This window comes from Vibrio sp. B1FIG11 (assembly GCF_905175335.1).
Classification (GTDB): Bacteria; Pseudomonadota; Gammaproteobacteria; order Enterobacterales; family Vibrionaceae; genus Vibrio; species Vibrio campbellii.
This window is the reverse complement of record NZ_HG992752.1, coordinates 2088410-2101396: the sequence shown is the minus strand read 5'-3', so window position 1 is coordinate 2101396 and position 12987 is coordinate 2088410. Positions and strand designations below refer to the sequence as shown.

At 44.9% G+C, this 12987-nt stretch carries 10 protein-coding genes and 1 pseudogene; 3 read left to right on the top strand and 8 right to left on the bottom strand.

Going from position 1 to position 12987, the window contains the following annotated elements:
• Positions 1-21 precede the first annotated feature (21 nt).
• Positions 22-441, bottom strand: coding sequence for a VOC family protein (locus tag KHO06_RS26005; protein WP_005429074.1), 420 nt, complete (start codon positions 439-441; stop codon positions 22-24).
• Positions 442-1973: 1532 nt separating this feature from the next.
• Between KHO06_RS26005 and KHO06_RS26000 the strand changes: the two genes are divergently transcribed.
• Positions 1974-3377, top strand: coding sequence for a HEPN domain-containing protein (locus KHO06_RS26000; protein WP_162093384.1), 1404 nt, complete (start codon positions 1974-1976; stop codon positions 3375-3377).
• 177 nt (positions 3378-3554) lie between these two features.
• On the opposite strand, the gene ahpF is transcribed toward KHO06_RS26000, so the two are convergent.
• From ahpF to KHO06_RS25985, 3 genes are all read right to left on the bottom strand, one after another.
• Positions 3555-5123 carry an alkyl hydroperoxide reductase subunit F gene (gene ahpF, locus KHO06_RS25995; RefSeq protein WP_212582902.1) on the bottom strand — a complete coding sequence of 523 codons (1569 nt, stop codon included), beginning with the start codon at positions 5121-5123 and terminating at the stop codon, positions 3555-3557.
• A gap of 171 nt (positions 5124-5294) precedes the next feature.
• Positions 5295-5852 carry an alkyl hydroperoxide reductase subunit C gene (ahpC, locus tag KHO06_RS25990; protein WP_005374632.1) on the bottom strand — a complete coding sequence of 186 codons (558 nt, stop codon included), beginning with the start codon at positions 5850-5852 and terminating at the stop codon, positions 5295-5297.
• Positions 5853-6157: 305 nt separating this feature from the next.
• On the bottom strand, positions 6158-6616 hold the full coding sequence (locus KHO06_RS25985) for a MarR family transcriptional regulator (RefSeq protein ID WP_005383518.1): 459 nt from the start codon (positions 6614-6616) through the stop codon (positions 6158-6160).
• Positions 6617-6753: 137 nt separating this feature from the next.
• Between KHO06_RS25985 and KHO06_RS25980 the strand changes: the two genes are divergently transcribed.
• Entirely contained in the window at positions 6754-7176 is a 423-nt protein-coding gene (locus tag KHO06_RS25980; protein ID WP_005449644.1) for an organic hydroperoxide resistance protein, read from the top strand.
• A gap of 78 nt (positions 7177-7254) precedes the next feature.
• On the opposite strand, the gene KHO06_RS25975 is transcribed toward KHO06_RS25980, so the two are convergent.
• Both KHO06_RS25975 and KHO06_RS25970 read right to left on the bottom strand, forming a co-directional pair.
• Positions 7255-8352, bottom strand: a complete 1098-nt coding sequence (locus KHO06_RS25975) for a YdcF family protein (protein ID WP_212582901.1) — start codon at positions 8350-8352, stop codon at positions 7255-7257.
• A gap of 341 nt (positions 8353-8693) precedes the next feature.
• Positions 8694-8960 (bottom strand): DUF2999 family protein, encoded by a 267-nt coding sequence (locus KHO06_RS25970; protein WP_004746427.1) that lies wholly within the window; start codon positions 8958-8960, stop codon positions 8694-8696.
• Between the two features lie 301 nt (positions 8961-9261).
• Between KHO06_RS25970 and KHO06_RS25965 the strand changes: the two genes are divergently transcribed.
• Complete coding sequence (locus KHO06_RS25965; protein ID WP_038890434.1) at positions 9262-10617, top strand: sphingomyelin phosphodiesterase; 1356 nt, start codon at positions 9262-9264, stop codon at positions 10615-10617.
• A gap of 62 nt (positions 10618-10679) precedes the next feature.
• Here KHO06_RS25965 and KHO06_RS25960 read toward each other — a convergent pair.
• A pseudogene (locus KHO06_RS25960) lies at positions 10680-12018 on the bottom strand (MATE family efflux transporter).
• A gap of 86 nt (positions 12019-12104) precedes the next feature.
• Positions 12105-12956 (bottom strand): AraC family transcriptional regulator, encoded by an 852-nt coding sequence (locus KHO06_RS25955; RefSeq protein WP_212582900.1) that lies wholly within the window; start codon positions 12954-12956, stop codon positions 12105-12107.
• Positions 12957-12987: the final 31 nt, after the last annotated feature.

Below are 12987 nucleotides of genomic sequence, written 5' to 3'. Positions count from 1 at the left end.
AAGAGAGATAAAGGTTAGAACTTAACTTGTCGAGTTACGCAGTTTTGGATCATCGGTCAGGTATTCTACAAACTCGATTTCAAAACCGGCAGGGTCAACAAAATAGACGTTCTTTCGGTATGGCTCATCCGCGCCAGATTGGGCGATTGGGTAGCCTGCTTCAACCAGTCTTTTCGTCACAGCGTCAACGTTATTGGTCACATAAGCGAAATGCGCCAACCCAACTTGATGAGCATCTAAATCGCGATTGTTGCCTTCGCCGTGGTCGCTCAACGCAATGTATTGGTATTCATCGCCAAAGTGCAGCCAGTTTCTGTGCTTACCGCTCCATGTGCCTTCCCCCTCATCACGCACATACCAATGTGGAAAGGCCACTTGGTAAAACTTCAGCATTTCAGGGATGTCTTTTACCACTAAGTTTACGTGTTCTAGCTGGATCATGGTGTGCTCCTTTTTGTCATTTTCTAGCCAACGATGAACATGCTAAAACCTCAAGTTAAGTTTAGGTAAAGGGCTTTTTTGGAATTTTTTATTTGAGCTTCTTGAAGCTTTATAGAAGGAGAGGTTAGGTGGGGTTGGTGGTTTGAGGCTGAATGTTGGGTCAGGTGCTTACAACCCTCTTTCACCCTTTGCTTGTTCTTGTTAATCATTTGCGATCGAGTTTGTGGTGAGTAGATTCCCAGTCTCACCTAGGTTCGCGGGAATGACGGGAAGAGAGCGCTAAACGAACAGCGTCATTCTGAAGGAGCCTAAGCGAGTATTCAGAATCTGTTTTCAGCGCGTTGTGATTTTTACAGTGCGAATTGAGTTATCCGCGAGTGCAGAACCTGTCCCTCCCCTTTGATCTCAGAGTATTGAGATCTTCGGAGTTTGATACAAGTGGAGGTTAGGTGGGGTTGGTGGTTTGAAACTGAATGTAGGGTTATGTGCTTACAACCCCCTCCAACTCCCCCTTTTCTTGAGTTGGTTTGCTATGTATTTGAATGCGGTTATCAAGGGGGAGGGAATTCTTTGCTGTGGTGAGTTCAGTGCTTTCTCACCGTCATTCTGAAGGAGCCTAAGCGATTATTCAGAATCTAATTTCAGCGCGTAGTGATGTTGCATTGTGAATTGAATTATCCGCGAGTGCAGAACCAGTCCCTCCCCTTTGAGCTCGTTGCTTTGAGAGCTTCGGAGCTTGATACAAGGGGAGGTTAGGTGGGTTTGGTAGTTTGAAGCTGAATGTTAGGTTATGTGCTTGCAACCTTCTTCTACCTTTTGTTTGTTCGCGCTCTTACTAATCATTTTCGACCGAGTTTGTGGTAAGTAGATTCCCAGTCTCACCTAGGTTCGCGGGAATGACGGGAAGAGAGCGCTAAACGAACAGCGTCATTCTAAAGGAGCCTAAGCGAGTATTCAGAATCTATATCCAGCGCGTTGCTATGTTCCATTGTGAATTGAATTATCCGCGAATGCAGAACCAGTCCCTCTCCTTTGAGCTCGGAGTGTTGAGAGCTTCGGAGTTTGATACAAGGGGAGGTTAGGTGGGGTTGTTGGTTTGAAGCTTAAGGTTGGGTTATGTGCTTGCACCCTCCAACTCCCCCTTTTCTCGACATGGTTTGCCAAGCATTTGGATGTGGTTATCAAGGGGAAGGGTTTTCTTTTCTGCTGTGAGTTTAGCGCCTTCCAATCGTCATTCTGAAGGAGCCTAAGCGAGTATTCAGAATCTACTTTCAGCGCGTTGTTATGCTGTATTGTGAATTGAATTATCCGTGATTGCGGAACCAGTCCCCCCCTTTGAGCTCTCTGGATTAAGTATCTTGTTCCCTCCGTATTCCCTCAAACCGCAGTATCGCGTTGTTTTTTATGCGAATGACCAATATTTTATAACAATAAATTGACCTGATTTAATTAATTCGTATAACGTATTGGTTAATTTCTAACAGTGCGGTGCACACAAGAGTGCATGATATGTAAATAAAGGATAGGACTGAATGCAATTATCTGATAAGGGGCTGAAATTATTTACAGAACTATTAACTGAACTGGCGCATACACAAAAAATATGGGTAGATGATCCCAAAGAATATTTTAATAAGGTAAAAAAAGACAGTTTAATAAGTTCCAGTATAGATGCGCCTAGCGATTTAAGTCGTGAGATGAGAACAAAATGGCAAAATCAGGAGCCTTGCTTTTATCAGCTGCATCACACAGCGAGATCTCTATCTATCGTCAGAGAATTAGCTGTTCTTGTACAAAAGGTTAATAATATTAATTGCTTGCCATACGAGTTGAACAAAGTCATAGAAGCAATAGTATACGAGTACGTCAACTCTGATCTTTATGGATTTGCTCGGAGTGTTATGCAAAATGGCGAAGAAGTTAATGTTCAGTCTGAAACTTTAAAAACAATTACGATCACTAGACTATCTAATTTTAAAAAAAGCTTTTCTGCTTCAGTTTTTCAATTTCCGGTAACAATGTTCAATCTAAACGAAGAGCTGGAAATAAGCCCAAGTATTAGACTTTTTCCGGTAGATCGCTTTGATTTAACAGAAAAGCAGTTAATGCAATTTAAAGCAACTAGAGTATTTGACTATAATTATTACCTTGAAGTTCATGTGCAAACGCGATGCAGTAAGAAGTTGGCACAGCAGCTAGCTGAAAAGGCTAGGGATGCTACTTATAACATTTTAAAGCTTCTAGGTACTCGCTTATCAAGAAGGGCAATTCCTTTACTTGCTTCAAATGAGAGAAATAGTCACTTATTCGACTTTTATAGATATGGAATAGACGATAAAAGTATGGGCAATGACTCATCAATTAGATTTGCGTCTTTTCAATTTGACTCAGAAGTGTTTTGGAAAGAATTTTACAAAGGCTATCTTTCTGATGAAAGTACCATACACATCGCATTTGAAATACCAGAGTTGCTCTTGATTCCCAACTTTTCTAATCAAAGAGTCGTTGAGCGGTTAGAGCGCTCGTTACTGTGGTATGGAGATGCATCAACAGAGCCCAACTCGTACCAGCAACTACTGAAATTGGTTAGTTCACTAGAAGCATTGGTTAATTTTCGAGAGGAGAGCGTTACAAAAGTATTTATAAGAAGAATTTCTCACTTAAACATTAACCATAATGGTCTTAGTGATGTAGTTGAAAGTAAGGCTAAGCTCCTATACAAAGCACGATCCAGAATCGTGCATGGGGGATCAATAGATGAAAGATTAGATTTCTGCGCGATTGATTTTTGCTCAGATACTTTACTGAGAGCTATATATTGGTTTCACCGTTTTGGTTTTGAAAAAAGAGGATTTAATAATACATTGCCCGGATTTTTGGATGATTTGCCAAACAGTATTAAAAGCGATAAACCTGACCTATCTCCATCTACCTGAATGTAACTTATTCCCCACAAACCAAAAAAGCCAGCAGTTTATATCTGCTGGCAAAGTCTTTGGGCTTCTAGGTTTTTTGATTTTATTTCTTGTTACTCATCGCTGTCACGGTGCCCCGATTGGCTTTCTAGGGAAGAAAACACAGCACCGTGCGCTTTGTGCTCAAGAAATTGGAGATTAACCTTGCTTACGGATTAGGTAGTCAAATGCGCCTAAGCTTGCTTTTGCACCTTCACCCATCGCAATGATGATCTGTTTGTAAGGAACGGTTGTTGCGTCGCCAGCTGCGAACACACCTTCTAGGCTAGTATCGCCACGGCTACCGACTTCAATTTCGCCGCGCTCAGATAGGGCTACTTCTGAATCTTTTAGCCATTCTGTGTTTGGTACTAGACCGATTTGAACAAAGATACCTGACAGTTCGATCTCTTTGATTTCGTCTGTGTTGCGGTCTTTGTACTTCAAGCTTGTTACGCGAGTACCGTCGCCCACTACTTCTGTTGTTTGCGCCATCGTGATGATGTCTACGTTTGGTAGTGAGTTCGCTTTGTCGATAAGCACTTGGTCTGCGCGAAGTACGTCTGCGAATTCAAGAACCGTTACGTGCTCTACGATACCAGCAAGGTCGATAGCTGCTTCGATGCCTGAGTTGCCACCACCGATAACTGCGGTTTTCTTGCCTTTGAACAGTGGACCGTCACAGTGTGGGCAGTACGCGACACCTTTGTTACGGTACTCTTGCTCACCCGGAACGTTCATTTCACGCCAGCGTGCACCAGGGCTAAGGATGACACTCTTACTCTTCAGTGTTGCGCCGCTTTCAAGCTGGATGTGAATCAAACCATCTTCTGTGTGTGCTGCGCCCATTAGCTTATCAGCTTGTTGCTCAGTTACTACGTCTACATCGTATTCTTTTAGGTGCTCTGCTAGGTCAGTTGCCAGTTTTGGACCTTCAGTACGTTTTACCGAAATGAAGTTCTCAATTGCCATGGTGTCCATAACCTGACCACCAAAGCGTTTAGCAACAACGCCAGTACGAATACCTTTACGAGCGGCGTATAGCGCAGCTGCGCTACCACCAGGACCACCGCCGACAACAAGTACGTCATATGGGTCTTTTTCGCTTAGTGCTTTCGCCGCTTTCGCGCTCGCGCCGTCATCCACTTTGTTTAGGATTTCAGTCAGAGACATACGGCCTTGACCGAATAGCTCACCGTTCACGAATACACTTGGTACTGCCATGATGTCGCGTTGTTTCACTTCATCTTGGAACAAACCACCGTCGATCATGGTTGCTTTTACTTTCGGGTTGATCGCCGCCATCATGTTGAACGCTTGAACCACGTCCGGACAGTTTTGACACGACAGTGAAATGAAGATTTCTACGTCTAGATCTTTGTCTAGTGCTGCGATTTGCTCAATCACTTCTGGTTCTAGTTTGATTGGGTGACCGCCAGAGTGAAGCAATGCCAATACTAGAGAGGTAAATTCGTGACCCATTGGCAAGCCTGCAAAGCGTAATGCTGTGCCTTTTGCTGGGTTAGTTACCGCCATCACTGGTTTACGTGCGCTTGCGTTGTCGTCACGTTCAACGGTGATTAGGTCGCTCATCTCTGCGATTTGGTTCGCTAGAGACAAAATGTCATTCGATGCTTTGCTTTCATCTAGACTAACCACTAAACGAACTTCTTCTTTTACATTAGCCAGATATTGTTTGAGTTGTTGTTGGATCGCTTGGTCTAACATAGTTGTTACTACCTTAATTAAAACTAAAAAGTGGTTACTGTAGATAAAACCTGAGGGGAGAGAGCAAATCAGGCAGAAGGTCGTCAAGGTATCTAACCTGAAGTGCTCTCTAATTCAGTTCTAATCAGAAAAAGGAAATCGGGAACTGATTAGAACTTAAATTTCAGTGGCTTAGATTTTGCCAACTAGGTCTAGTGATGGAGCTAGTGTCTCTTCACCTTCTTTCCATTTAGCTGGGCAAACTTCGCCTGGGTGCGCTGCTACGTATTGAGCTGCTTTCACTTTGCGTAGTAGGTCTTCTGCGTCACGACCGATACCTTCAGCAGTGATTTCCATTGCTTGGATAGTACCTTCTGGGTCGATTAGGAACGTTGCACGGTCTGCAAGACCTTGACCTTCACGCATCACACCGAAGTTGTTTGTGATGTTGCCTGTTTGGTCGCCAAGCATGTAGTACTGAATCTTACCGATTGTGTCTGAGCTGTCGTGCCATGCTTTGTGAGTGAAGTGCGTGTCAGTTGATACTGAGTAAACTTCTACGCCACGTTTTTGTAGCTCTTCGTAGTGGTCTGCTAGGTCGCCCAGTTCTGTTGGACATACAAACGTAAAGTCTGCTGGGTAGAAGAAGAATACTGCCCATTTACCTAGAACGTCTTGTTCTGTTACTTCAACGAATTCGCCGTTTTTGTACGCTGTAGCTGCAAATGGTTTGATTTGAGTATTAATCATAATTTACTTTCCTTTGAATGTTTTAAGCTGAGCTGTTGTTGCTTTCGGAAAGTATATTCTCATCGGAGTGTGTTTAAGGAAAATCGCTTGTAACTATCCTATTGATAGCCATTTCCTATTTCACTTGATAGGCATATCCGATGTAGGTGAGTTTGCTTTGATAGGTTTTATTGAAGATGAATGCAGATTAGCAATAGAGAATACCGATGATTACTTTGAGTAGATCTTCTAGCTAAGAGCGAAAGAGCCTGCATCTCAGCAGGCTCTTTCTAATAGGAAGTGGGGAAGCGGATGCTTCTATTTTTTTAGCTCAGATTGTCGAGCACTTTGCCACACAGCTTCTTCAGCATGATCATTTCATCCAACTCTAAGGTGATTTTGCACATCATGGCGTTTGGCACTGACTTGGCTTGCTCTTTAAGGTCACGACCTTGTTCTGTTAGGTTGAGTACGCGAACGCGTTCATCGGTTTCACTGCGACCACGCTCTACATAGCCTTTTGCTTCTAAGCGTTTAAGTAGCGGCGTGAGTGTGCCTGAGTCCAAATGCAGTTGTGAGCCCAGTTCTTTCACACTGGCACCGTCTTTCTCCCACAGCACCATCATCACTAAGTACTGCGAATAAGTCAGATCAAGCTCGTCCAGCAACGGACGGTAAGCTCGGATCACTGCATTTGCTGCGCTGTAGAGCGGGAAGCAAACTTGGTTTTCGAGTAAGAGTTTATCGTCGTCGGTCATGGTGTTGTCGGTGTAACACTGGCTCATTGGCGTTGCCTACCTGCTCACAGAGAAAGAGAGTCATAAAATAAATTGTGCACAATATAGTTGCAAACGATCTTTACTTCGATATAAGATTGCAAACAATTGAATTGCGCACAACTTAAATTAAGAAGGACACTCGCATGACTACTCTATACAAAACTCAAGCTACCGCTTTGGCTGGTCGTAATGGTCAAGTAAAAACAGATGACGGTCTTCTCGATCTAGAGCTGTCATACCCGAAGGAAATGGGCGGCACAGGCGCAGCAACTAACCCAGAACAGCTGTTCGCAGCGGGCTATTCGGCATGTTTTTCTAACGCGATTCTGCACGTAGCACGTGAAGGTAAAGTAGACCTGAAAAGCGCACCCGTAACAGCGGAAGTAGGTATCGGTCCGAACGACAACGGCGGCTTCGCTCTAACAGTGAGCCTAGCGGTAGAGCTAGATATGCCACAAGAACAAGCGCTAGAGCTAACGCGCATTGCGCACCAAGTTTGCCCATACTCAAACGCAGTTCGTGGCAACATTGATGTAGCAGTAACGGTAAACGGCGAAGCGATTTAAGCGGGTCTTACCACGGAACAAAGACAAAAAAGCCTGCAAGTACGCAGGCTTTTTTTGATTGGTATGAAGTGAGAATACTTAACGCGACTCTAGTGGGTAAGAGCGGTAGCTCCACATGCCGTAAGTACGCAGTGCATCGCGATAAATACCAAGTAGTTCGCCATCGCTGGCTTTGGCTAAGTCTTTAAGCGGTTTGTCTGGGTAACTTACGGTGTCGAAAGTGATGCCTTGTGGACCAGTTTGCCAGCTTGCGATTTCAAATAGCGTTTGACCACGGCGCACGTGGCTCGCTGAGCTGATGATGGTCGCGTGCTTGATGTTGTGACGTGCCAATGCGTAGCTGCTGAATAGGGCGTTACCTACCGTGCTGGTGGCATAGTTTTCTTCAATGATGCGATCTTTGCTGATGCCTTTTTCAATCAGCCAATCTGCCATTAATTTGCCTTCGGTTTTGTGGTTCTTCGGTACACCACCCGTCAATACGATCAACGCGTCTGGGTTTGCTTTCGCCATTGCTAGCGTGGTTTCCAGACGCTCAACCAAGATTTGATGCATTGAACCATCTGGGTTCAGCGCGTATCCCAACGTGACTATAGCGCCTTTGTCATCCAGTTTGCCTTTATCGGCTTTCTCTTTTAGTGGCGTTGCAAGTACGCGGTCTACGGTGTCGAAGAGGCGTTGGATATCTGCCGCTTTACCTGCATTGAGCTTCATGAGCGTCGCCATGTGTTTCGCTGATTCCGCTTGGTTGCCCTCAAAGCGTTGCCATACCGCTAAGTAAGCGTGCAAATCCACATCGTCTGGTGCGACCGAAAGGGCTTGTTCGAACAGTTCAATCGCGCGGTCTGCATTCTTGTTGTAGATCTGCGCATTTGCCGCAGAAATCAGCAGGTCAGTGCGGTACGGCTCAAGTTTGTAGGCCTCTAGTAAGCGGTCGGTAACAATCTCCATGTTGCTCGGCATTTTGGCGGTAAAACCCGCATGCGAGATACGCGCAGGGGATTTGAATGCCTGTACGGCGTCGTTGAGAAGTTGGTCGACAACCTGACGTTTAGTGACGATCTGTGAGTAGTCGGCGGAAGATTGGACAGCAGCATCGTTAGCCGCGATAGAGTATGGGGCAGCCGTCAGCGTAATCACGCTACCAAGAGCAATGGCAAGTAAGTTCTTCTTCATGGGGTATCCTAGAGGTGCTGTATTACCTAGTGTTTCGCGTTTTTATAGTTCGAACAAAGTCGATGGATGGGGCCAGTCTAGGTCCGGTTCATGAATAATCTGTGAAATGAATCCCAACTCAACCGAGTGATTAAATACGTATGGTCAAAACGCGAAGTAGGATCACGAAAATGACGATGTATTAATTTGTGTTCTAAGTGTCTGGATTAAAAGATAAACAGCGTTTGGGTGATGTTTGAATGAGTAAACGTGTGATTGGGGATCATCCTAACAAAAAAGGCCGTTAACCCAAATGCTCGGGTTAACGGCCTTTTCTATATTCAGCGCTAAATGGCTAAGACTTAGTTGCCTTGGTTTTGACTTTGAAGCTTCTCTTTTGCTTCTTCAACCTTTGAGAAATCCAATCCCAACTCGTCCACGGCTTCTTTGATAAGCGCAGGGTTTTGCATTACTTGCGCCATCAGCATTTGTAGCTTGTCTTGTGGCAAACCTAGTTGGCTGATTGTTGCCATTGCCGCTAGAGGGTTTTGCGTCAGAGTCTGAAAAATCTCGTTGATTTGCTCATCGCTGATGTTGTTCTCTTTTAGCAGCGCAATAATCGGGTTCATCGCATTTCCTTTTAATCACAGAATGAAATAGAACCTGAGTTTATCACTGTCGGGTTTATGGATGGTAGTGATTGAGAGGATTTGGCGGCCCTCAATATTTCGTGCTTCTGATACTTACGAGAGCATCGCTTTAATTGGGTTATTAACTGGTCATAATCTGAAAGAAAATCACACAAATATAACAATTGATTCACAATTAAATTACATCGCACATTTCTAATTCTTTTGTTTTGCACTTGGTTGCATATTGGGTTTAGTTTGAACTCGTAAGTCTATGTGTAACAACTAATAAGGAATATTAATGATGAGAACATTGACTATTGCCACTTTGTTGTGGGCAATGACGTTCCAAGCACTGGCTACTTCTGTTTATTACATAAACCGCACTAGTGAAGCAATACGTGTGAATTTCGTCGTAGATACCACGGAGCCTGTCGAAAATGGTTACCAGTATCGTGCGCCCTCCGAGCAAGTCATTATCCTGCCATATGAACGCGTAAAGGTGGCGGACTTTAACCGTTACTACGGCATCGTAAATGGTGCGACCTATGACTACTACATGCATGTAGATCGCCAAAATGGGCAAGACGGTGGCTGGGTAGAAGAGAGAGAGACTCCTATAGCACAGCTTCGTTTGGTTGGGCATGGTGCAGGCACGACGCTATCTTACGGATATAAGAGGCTTGTACTGAAAGGTGACTATGACCCGTACGTAACGGCAGTGAATCGTGGCGATGGTCGTCATGCGGAGTTTGGAGCAAAGGCCGTTTATACCTCTGGTTTCGATGACGTTGAGTTTGTGATAGCCGAGCATGACATTGCAGACATGGAGTATCGAGAGCATGTCTTACAAGTCGCGACTTATAATCTGTGGATGATCCCTTCTGTTTCTTCAGACATCGCTGCCCGCGCAGCCATGATGGAGCACAATCTGTCTGGCTACGATGTGCTAGCGCTGCAAGAGGCATTTTCGAGCTACAGAGAGCCGATGTTTGACGCTTTGAGTGATGAGTATCCTTACCGAACTGACGTGGTTGGGGGCGATAGCAATGCAATGTACGATGGTGGTGTGGTGACCTTGAGCCGATACCCAATTTTAGAATCGGATGCTCTGGTTTTTGATCATTGCTCAGGGACAGACTGTTATGCGGATAAGGGGATTGTATACACCAAAATCGATAAGAACGGCGAGATATACCATATCTTCAACACCCACCTTGCCTCTTTTGATACCCGAGAGGCAAAACGGCTACGTCGCTTGCAACTTGGCTTATTGCGAACCTTTATGCTGACCAAGCAGATTCCTGCTGACGAGGCGGTTATTTATGCTGGCGATTTCAACATCGATAAAAACAGTGACTTTATGGAGTACCTGCTGATGCTGGCAACGCTTGAGGTCGATCCTCCGGCTTACTTGGGCTACACGCCAGCAACCTTTGAGCCGAAGATCAACGCTTACGCATCGGCTAATTATTCTGGTGGCGAAAAGTCTGAGTACCTTGATTATGTATTGGTAAGCTCGGAGCATCGCAGGGCTTTTGAAAACACCAACACCGTTAAGTTGAGACAGCGAGTCACTGAAGACACGTGGGGAGAGTGGCACCTCTCGGATCACTTTAGTGTCGTGGGCAACTTTGTTTTCGATGAACGTAACTAAATAAGTGCTTTACTCAATGCATTCGGGCCTACAGCAAGTCTGTAGGCCCGATTTATTTGATATCAAGAATAGGTGGGTAAAAGGGCTTTACGTTTGTAGTTTAGCAACATGCTCAAACTGATCACCGCGGTGAGCGATTCTGCAAAGACAATGCTTGCCCAAATGCCGTCTTGCGGAAAGAACTTAGGCAGTAGCAATACACCCAGCGCAACAAACACAAACCCTCGACATAAGGAAATAAGCGTCGCTTGTTTTGGCTTGGCAATGGCTTGGAACAGGTTGGCAATCACCATGTTTAACCCCATCAAAGGGACGCTGAAGAAGTAGAACGTCAGTGCGCTCGCGGCGATTGGGATTAAGTCATTCGCATTACCTAAGTAAATCGAGGCAATCAGTGGCGCCGACAGCCAGATACCTAACAGAAAGACCGTACCGCTGCCCATGGCTGCTTTCCCCCCCCAGTTTTAGAATCTCGTCAATGCGTTCAGGTCGTCCTGCTCCGTGATTAAAGCTGAGGATTGGCTGACATGCTTGTGCGATGCCTACCATGACAAATAGGGCAAATATACCAACGTTTGTGGTCAAACCGTAGGCGATAATGTAGCCCTCACCGAACTGGTTTAGTAGGACATAATTGAACAAAATAATGGTCATTGCTGATGTGAGTTCAAGAAAGAAAGTCGGTGTACCTATACTTAAAATTTCTTTCGCTTTACTTAATCCGATGCCTTTTAAATTAAGCCTCAACGTGCCTTTCTCTCTGGCGAGATGAGTGATCAAAATTAATGCAATTAGTGTTTGTGCTACTGCCGTTCCATAGGCTGCCCCTGCCATTCCCATGTCCATTTTTATGATGAAAAAATAATCGCATGCTAGGTTAGCTATCGCACCAAAAGACATGGCATAAGTGGCCAGTTTAGGGTTTGTATCGTTGCGTACAAAGCAGGATAAAACCCAAGCGAGTGAGTAGACGACGAAAAAAGGTAGCATTGCAGACATATAATCGTGAGCATGTTTCGCTATAGAGCCTGTGGCTCCAATTGATGCAATGATTTCATCTAGCCAGACTATGCCAACTCCAACCGTTATGCTCGAAAGCAGCGCTGTGAGCAAGATTGATTGACTAAACCAGATTTGGCTGGCTCTGGATTTTCCTTTGCCAATTTCTATCGACATTTTAGCGGCGCCACCAATTCCAACCATCATTGCAATGGCGGTAAAAATGGAGAATGGCGCAACAATTAATGCCATTGCCCCGACTCCCTCGGAGCCGATGCCCATCCCGACGATGAGTGTATCGCCCATTATGAACAAGGATTTTATTAACATGCCAGTCAGCGCTGGCCATAGATACTGATAAAAGGATTTTGAAATGGGATCAGTTTTTAGATTGATAGCCATGGAATAGAAAAATACCCGAATGTGGTGGATTTATGTTCGGGTATTATCAGTACATTCAAGCGTGGCGAAAAGGGATTATCCGCCCATTATATTGCACTATCTAAACATCGGTGACGAAACTCTGCAGGCGTTTCGCCCTTTTGCTTTCGATAGAAGCGGCTGAAATAAGCAGGGTCATCAAAGCCTAATTCAAACGCTATGGTCTTGACGGTTTTCGTCGAAAACACCAGTTCTCGGTTGGCTTCTAATATGATTCGGTCATGAATCAGTTGCGTGACCGTCTTGCCTCTGGCGGCTTTCACTAACTCGTTTAGACGTTTGCTGGTGAGGGCTAATGCATCGGAGTAAAACTGGCATTTCTTTTGTTCGCGATAATGCAGTTCAATCAATTCGATCAATTGAACAATGCGAGCATCTTTCTGCTCCCCTTTTTGGAATGGCTTTTTAGAAAAGCGCAATGCATAGCGTAGAAAGCTGTTGAGGAGTGATTCTACAAGATCCCAGTCGCACGCCTCTCGTTCGCATTCTTCTTGGAGCAATGTGTAAATTGATTCTAGGTAGGGAAAACCCTCTTCGTTGCAATCAAGGTACGGTGGACGATCAATCGTAGAAAATACGGTATTCACCAGTTGCGTGCTGCGTGGATTAGTTTCAGCGAAGCCGGGGCTGAAGATCAACATGCGAACGCTTTTGCCCATAAACTCAGAATGGTGAACCTGCCCCGGTGAAATGGTAAATAAACGGCCGAGGCGGTTTTGGTATTCGATGAAATCGATACTCTGCGTTCCGCTATTATCCAAACACCACACGATTTCCCAGTACTCGTGACGATGCGGCTCGATAAACGGCGCTTCTTGGATGCCTGAAAACTCGAGCGCTCTGAACGGCTCTCCTAAAATGAGCTGTAATTTTGGAATAGGCAGAGTGATGTTGCTCATGAAGTTTCAACCGTTCGTGGAGATAATGGCT

Bases quoted from the DNA above. Each gene is read 5' to 3' on its own strand.
- KHO06_RS26005 (WP_005429074.1), bottom strand. From the start codon at position 441: ATGATCCAGCTAGAACACGTAAACTTAGTGGTAAAAGACATCCCTGAA.
- KHO06_RS26000 (WP_162093384.1), top strand. From the start codon at position 1,974: ATGCAATTATCTGATAAGGGGCTGAAATTATTTACAGAACTATTAACT.
- ahpF (WP_212582902.1), bottom strand. From the start codon at position 5,123: ATGTTAGACCAAGCGATCCAACAACAACTCAAACAATATCTGGCTAAT.
- ahpC (WP_005374632.1), bottom strand. From the start codon at position 5,852: ATGATTAATACTCAAATCAAACCATTTGCAGCTACAGCGTACAAAAAC.
- KHO06_RS25985 (WP_005383518.1), bottom strand. From the start codon at position 6,616: ATGAGCCAGTGTTACACCGACAACACCATGACCGACGACGATAAACTC.
- KHO06_RS25980 (WP_005449644.1), top strand. From the start codon at position 6,754: ATGACTACTCTATACAAAACTCAAGCTACCGCTTTGGCTGGTCGTAAT.
- KHO06_RS25975 (WP_212582901.1), bottom strand. From the start codon at position 8,352: ATGAAGAAGAACTTACTTGCCATTGCTCTTGGTAGCGTGATTACGCTG.
- KHO06_RS25970 (WP_004746427.1), bottom strand. From the start codon at position 8,960: ATGAACCCGATTATTGCGCTGCTAAAAGAGAACAACATCAGCGATGAG.
- KHO06_RS25965 (WP_038890434.1), top strand. From the start codon at position 9,262: ATGATGAGAACATTGACTATTGCCACTTTGTTGTGGGCAATGACGTTC.
- KHO06_RS25955 (WP_212582900.1), bottom strand. From the start codon at position 12,956: ATGAGCAACATCACTCTGCCTATTCCAAAATTACAGCTCATTTTAGGA.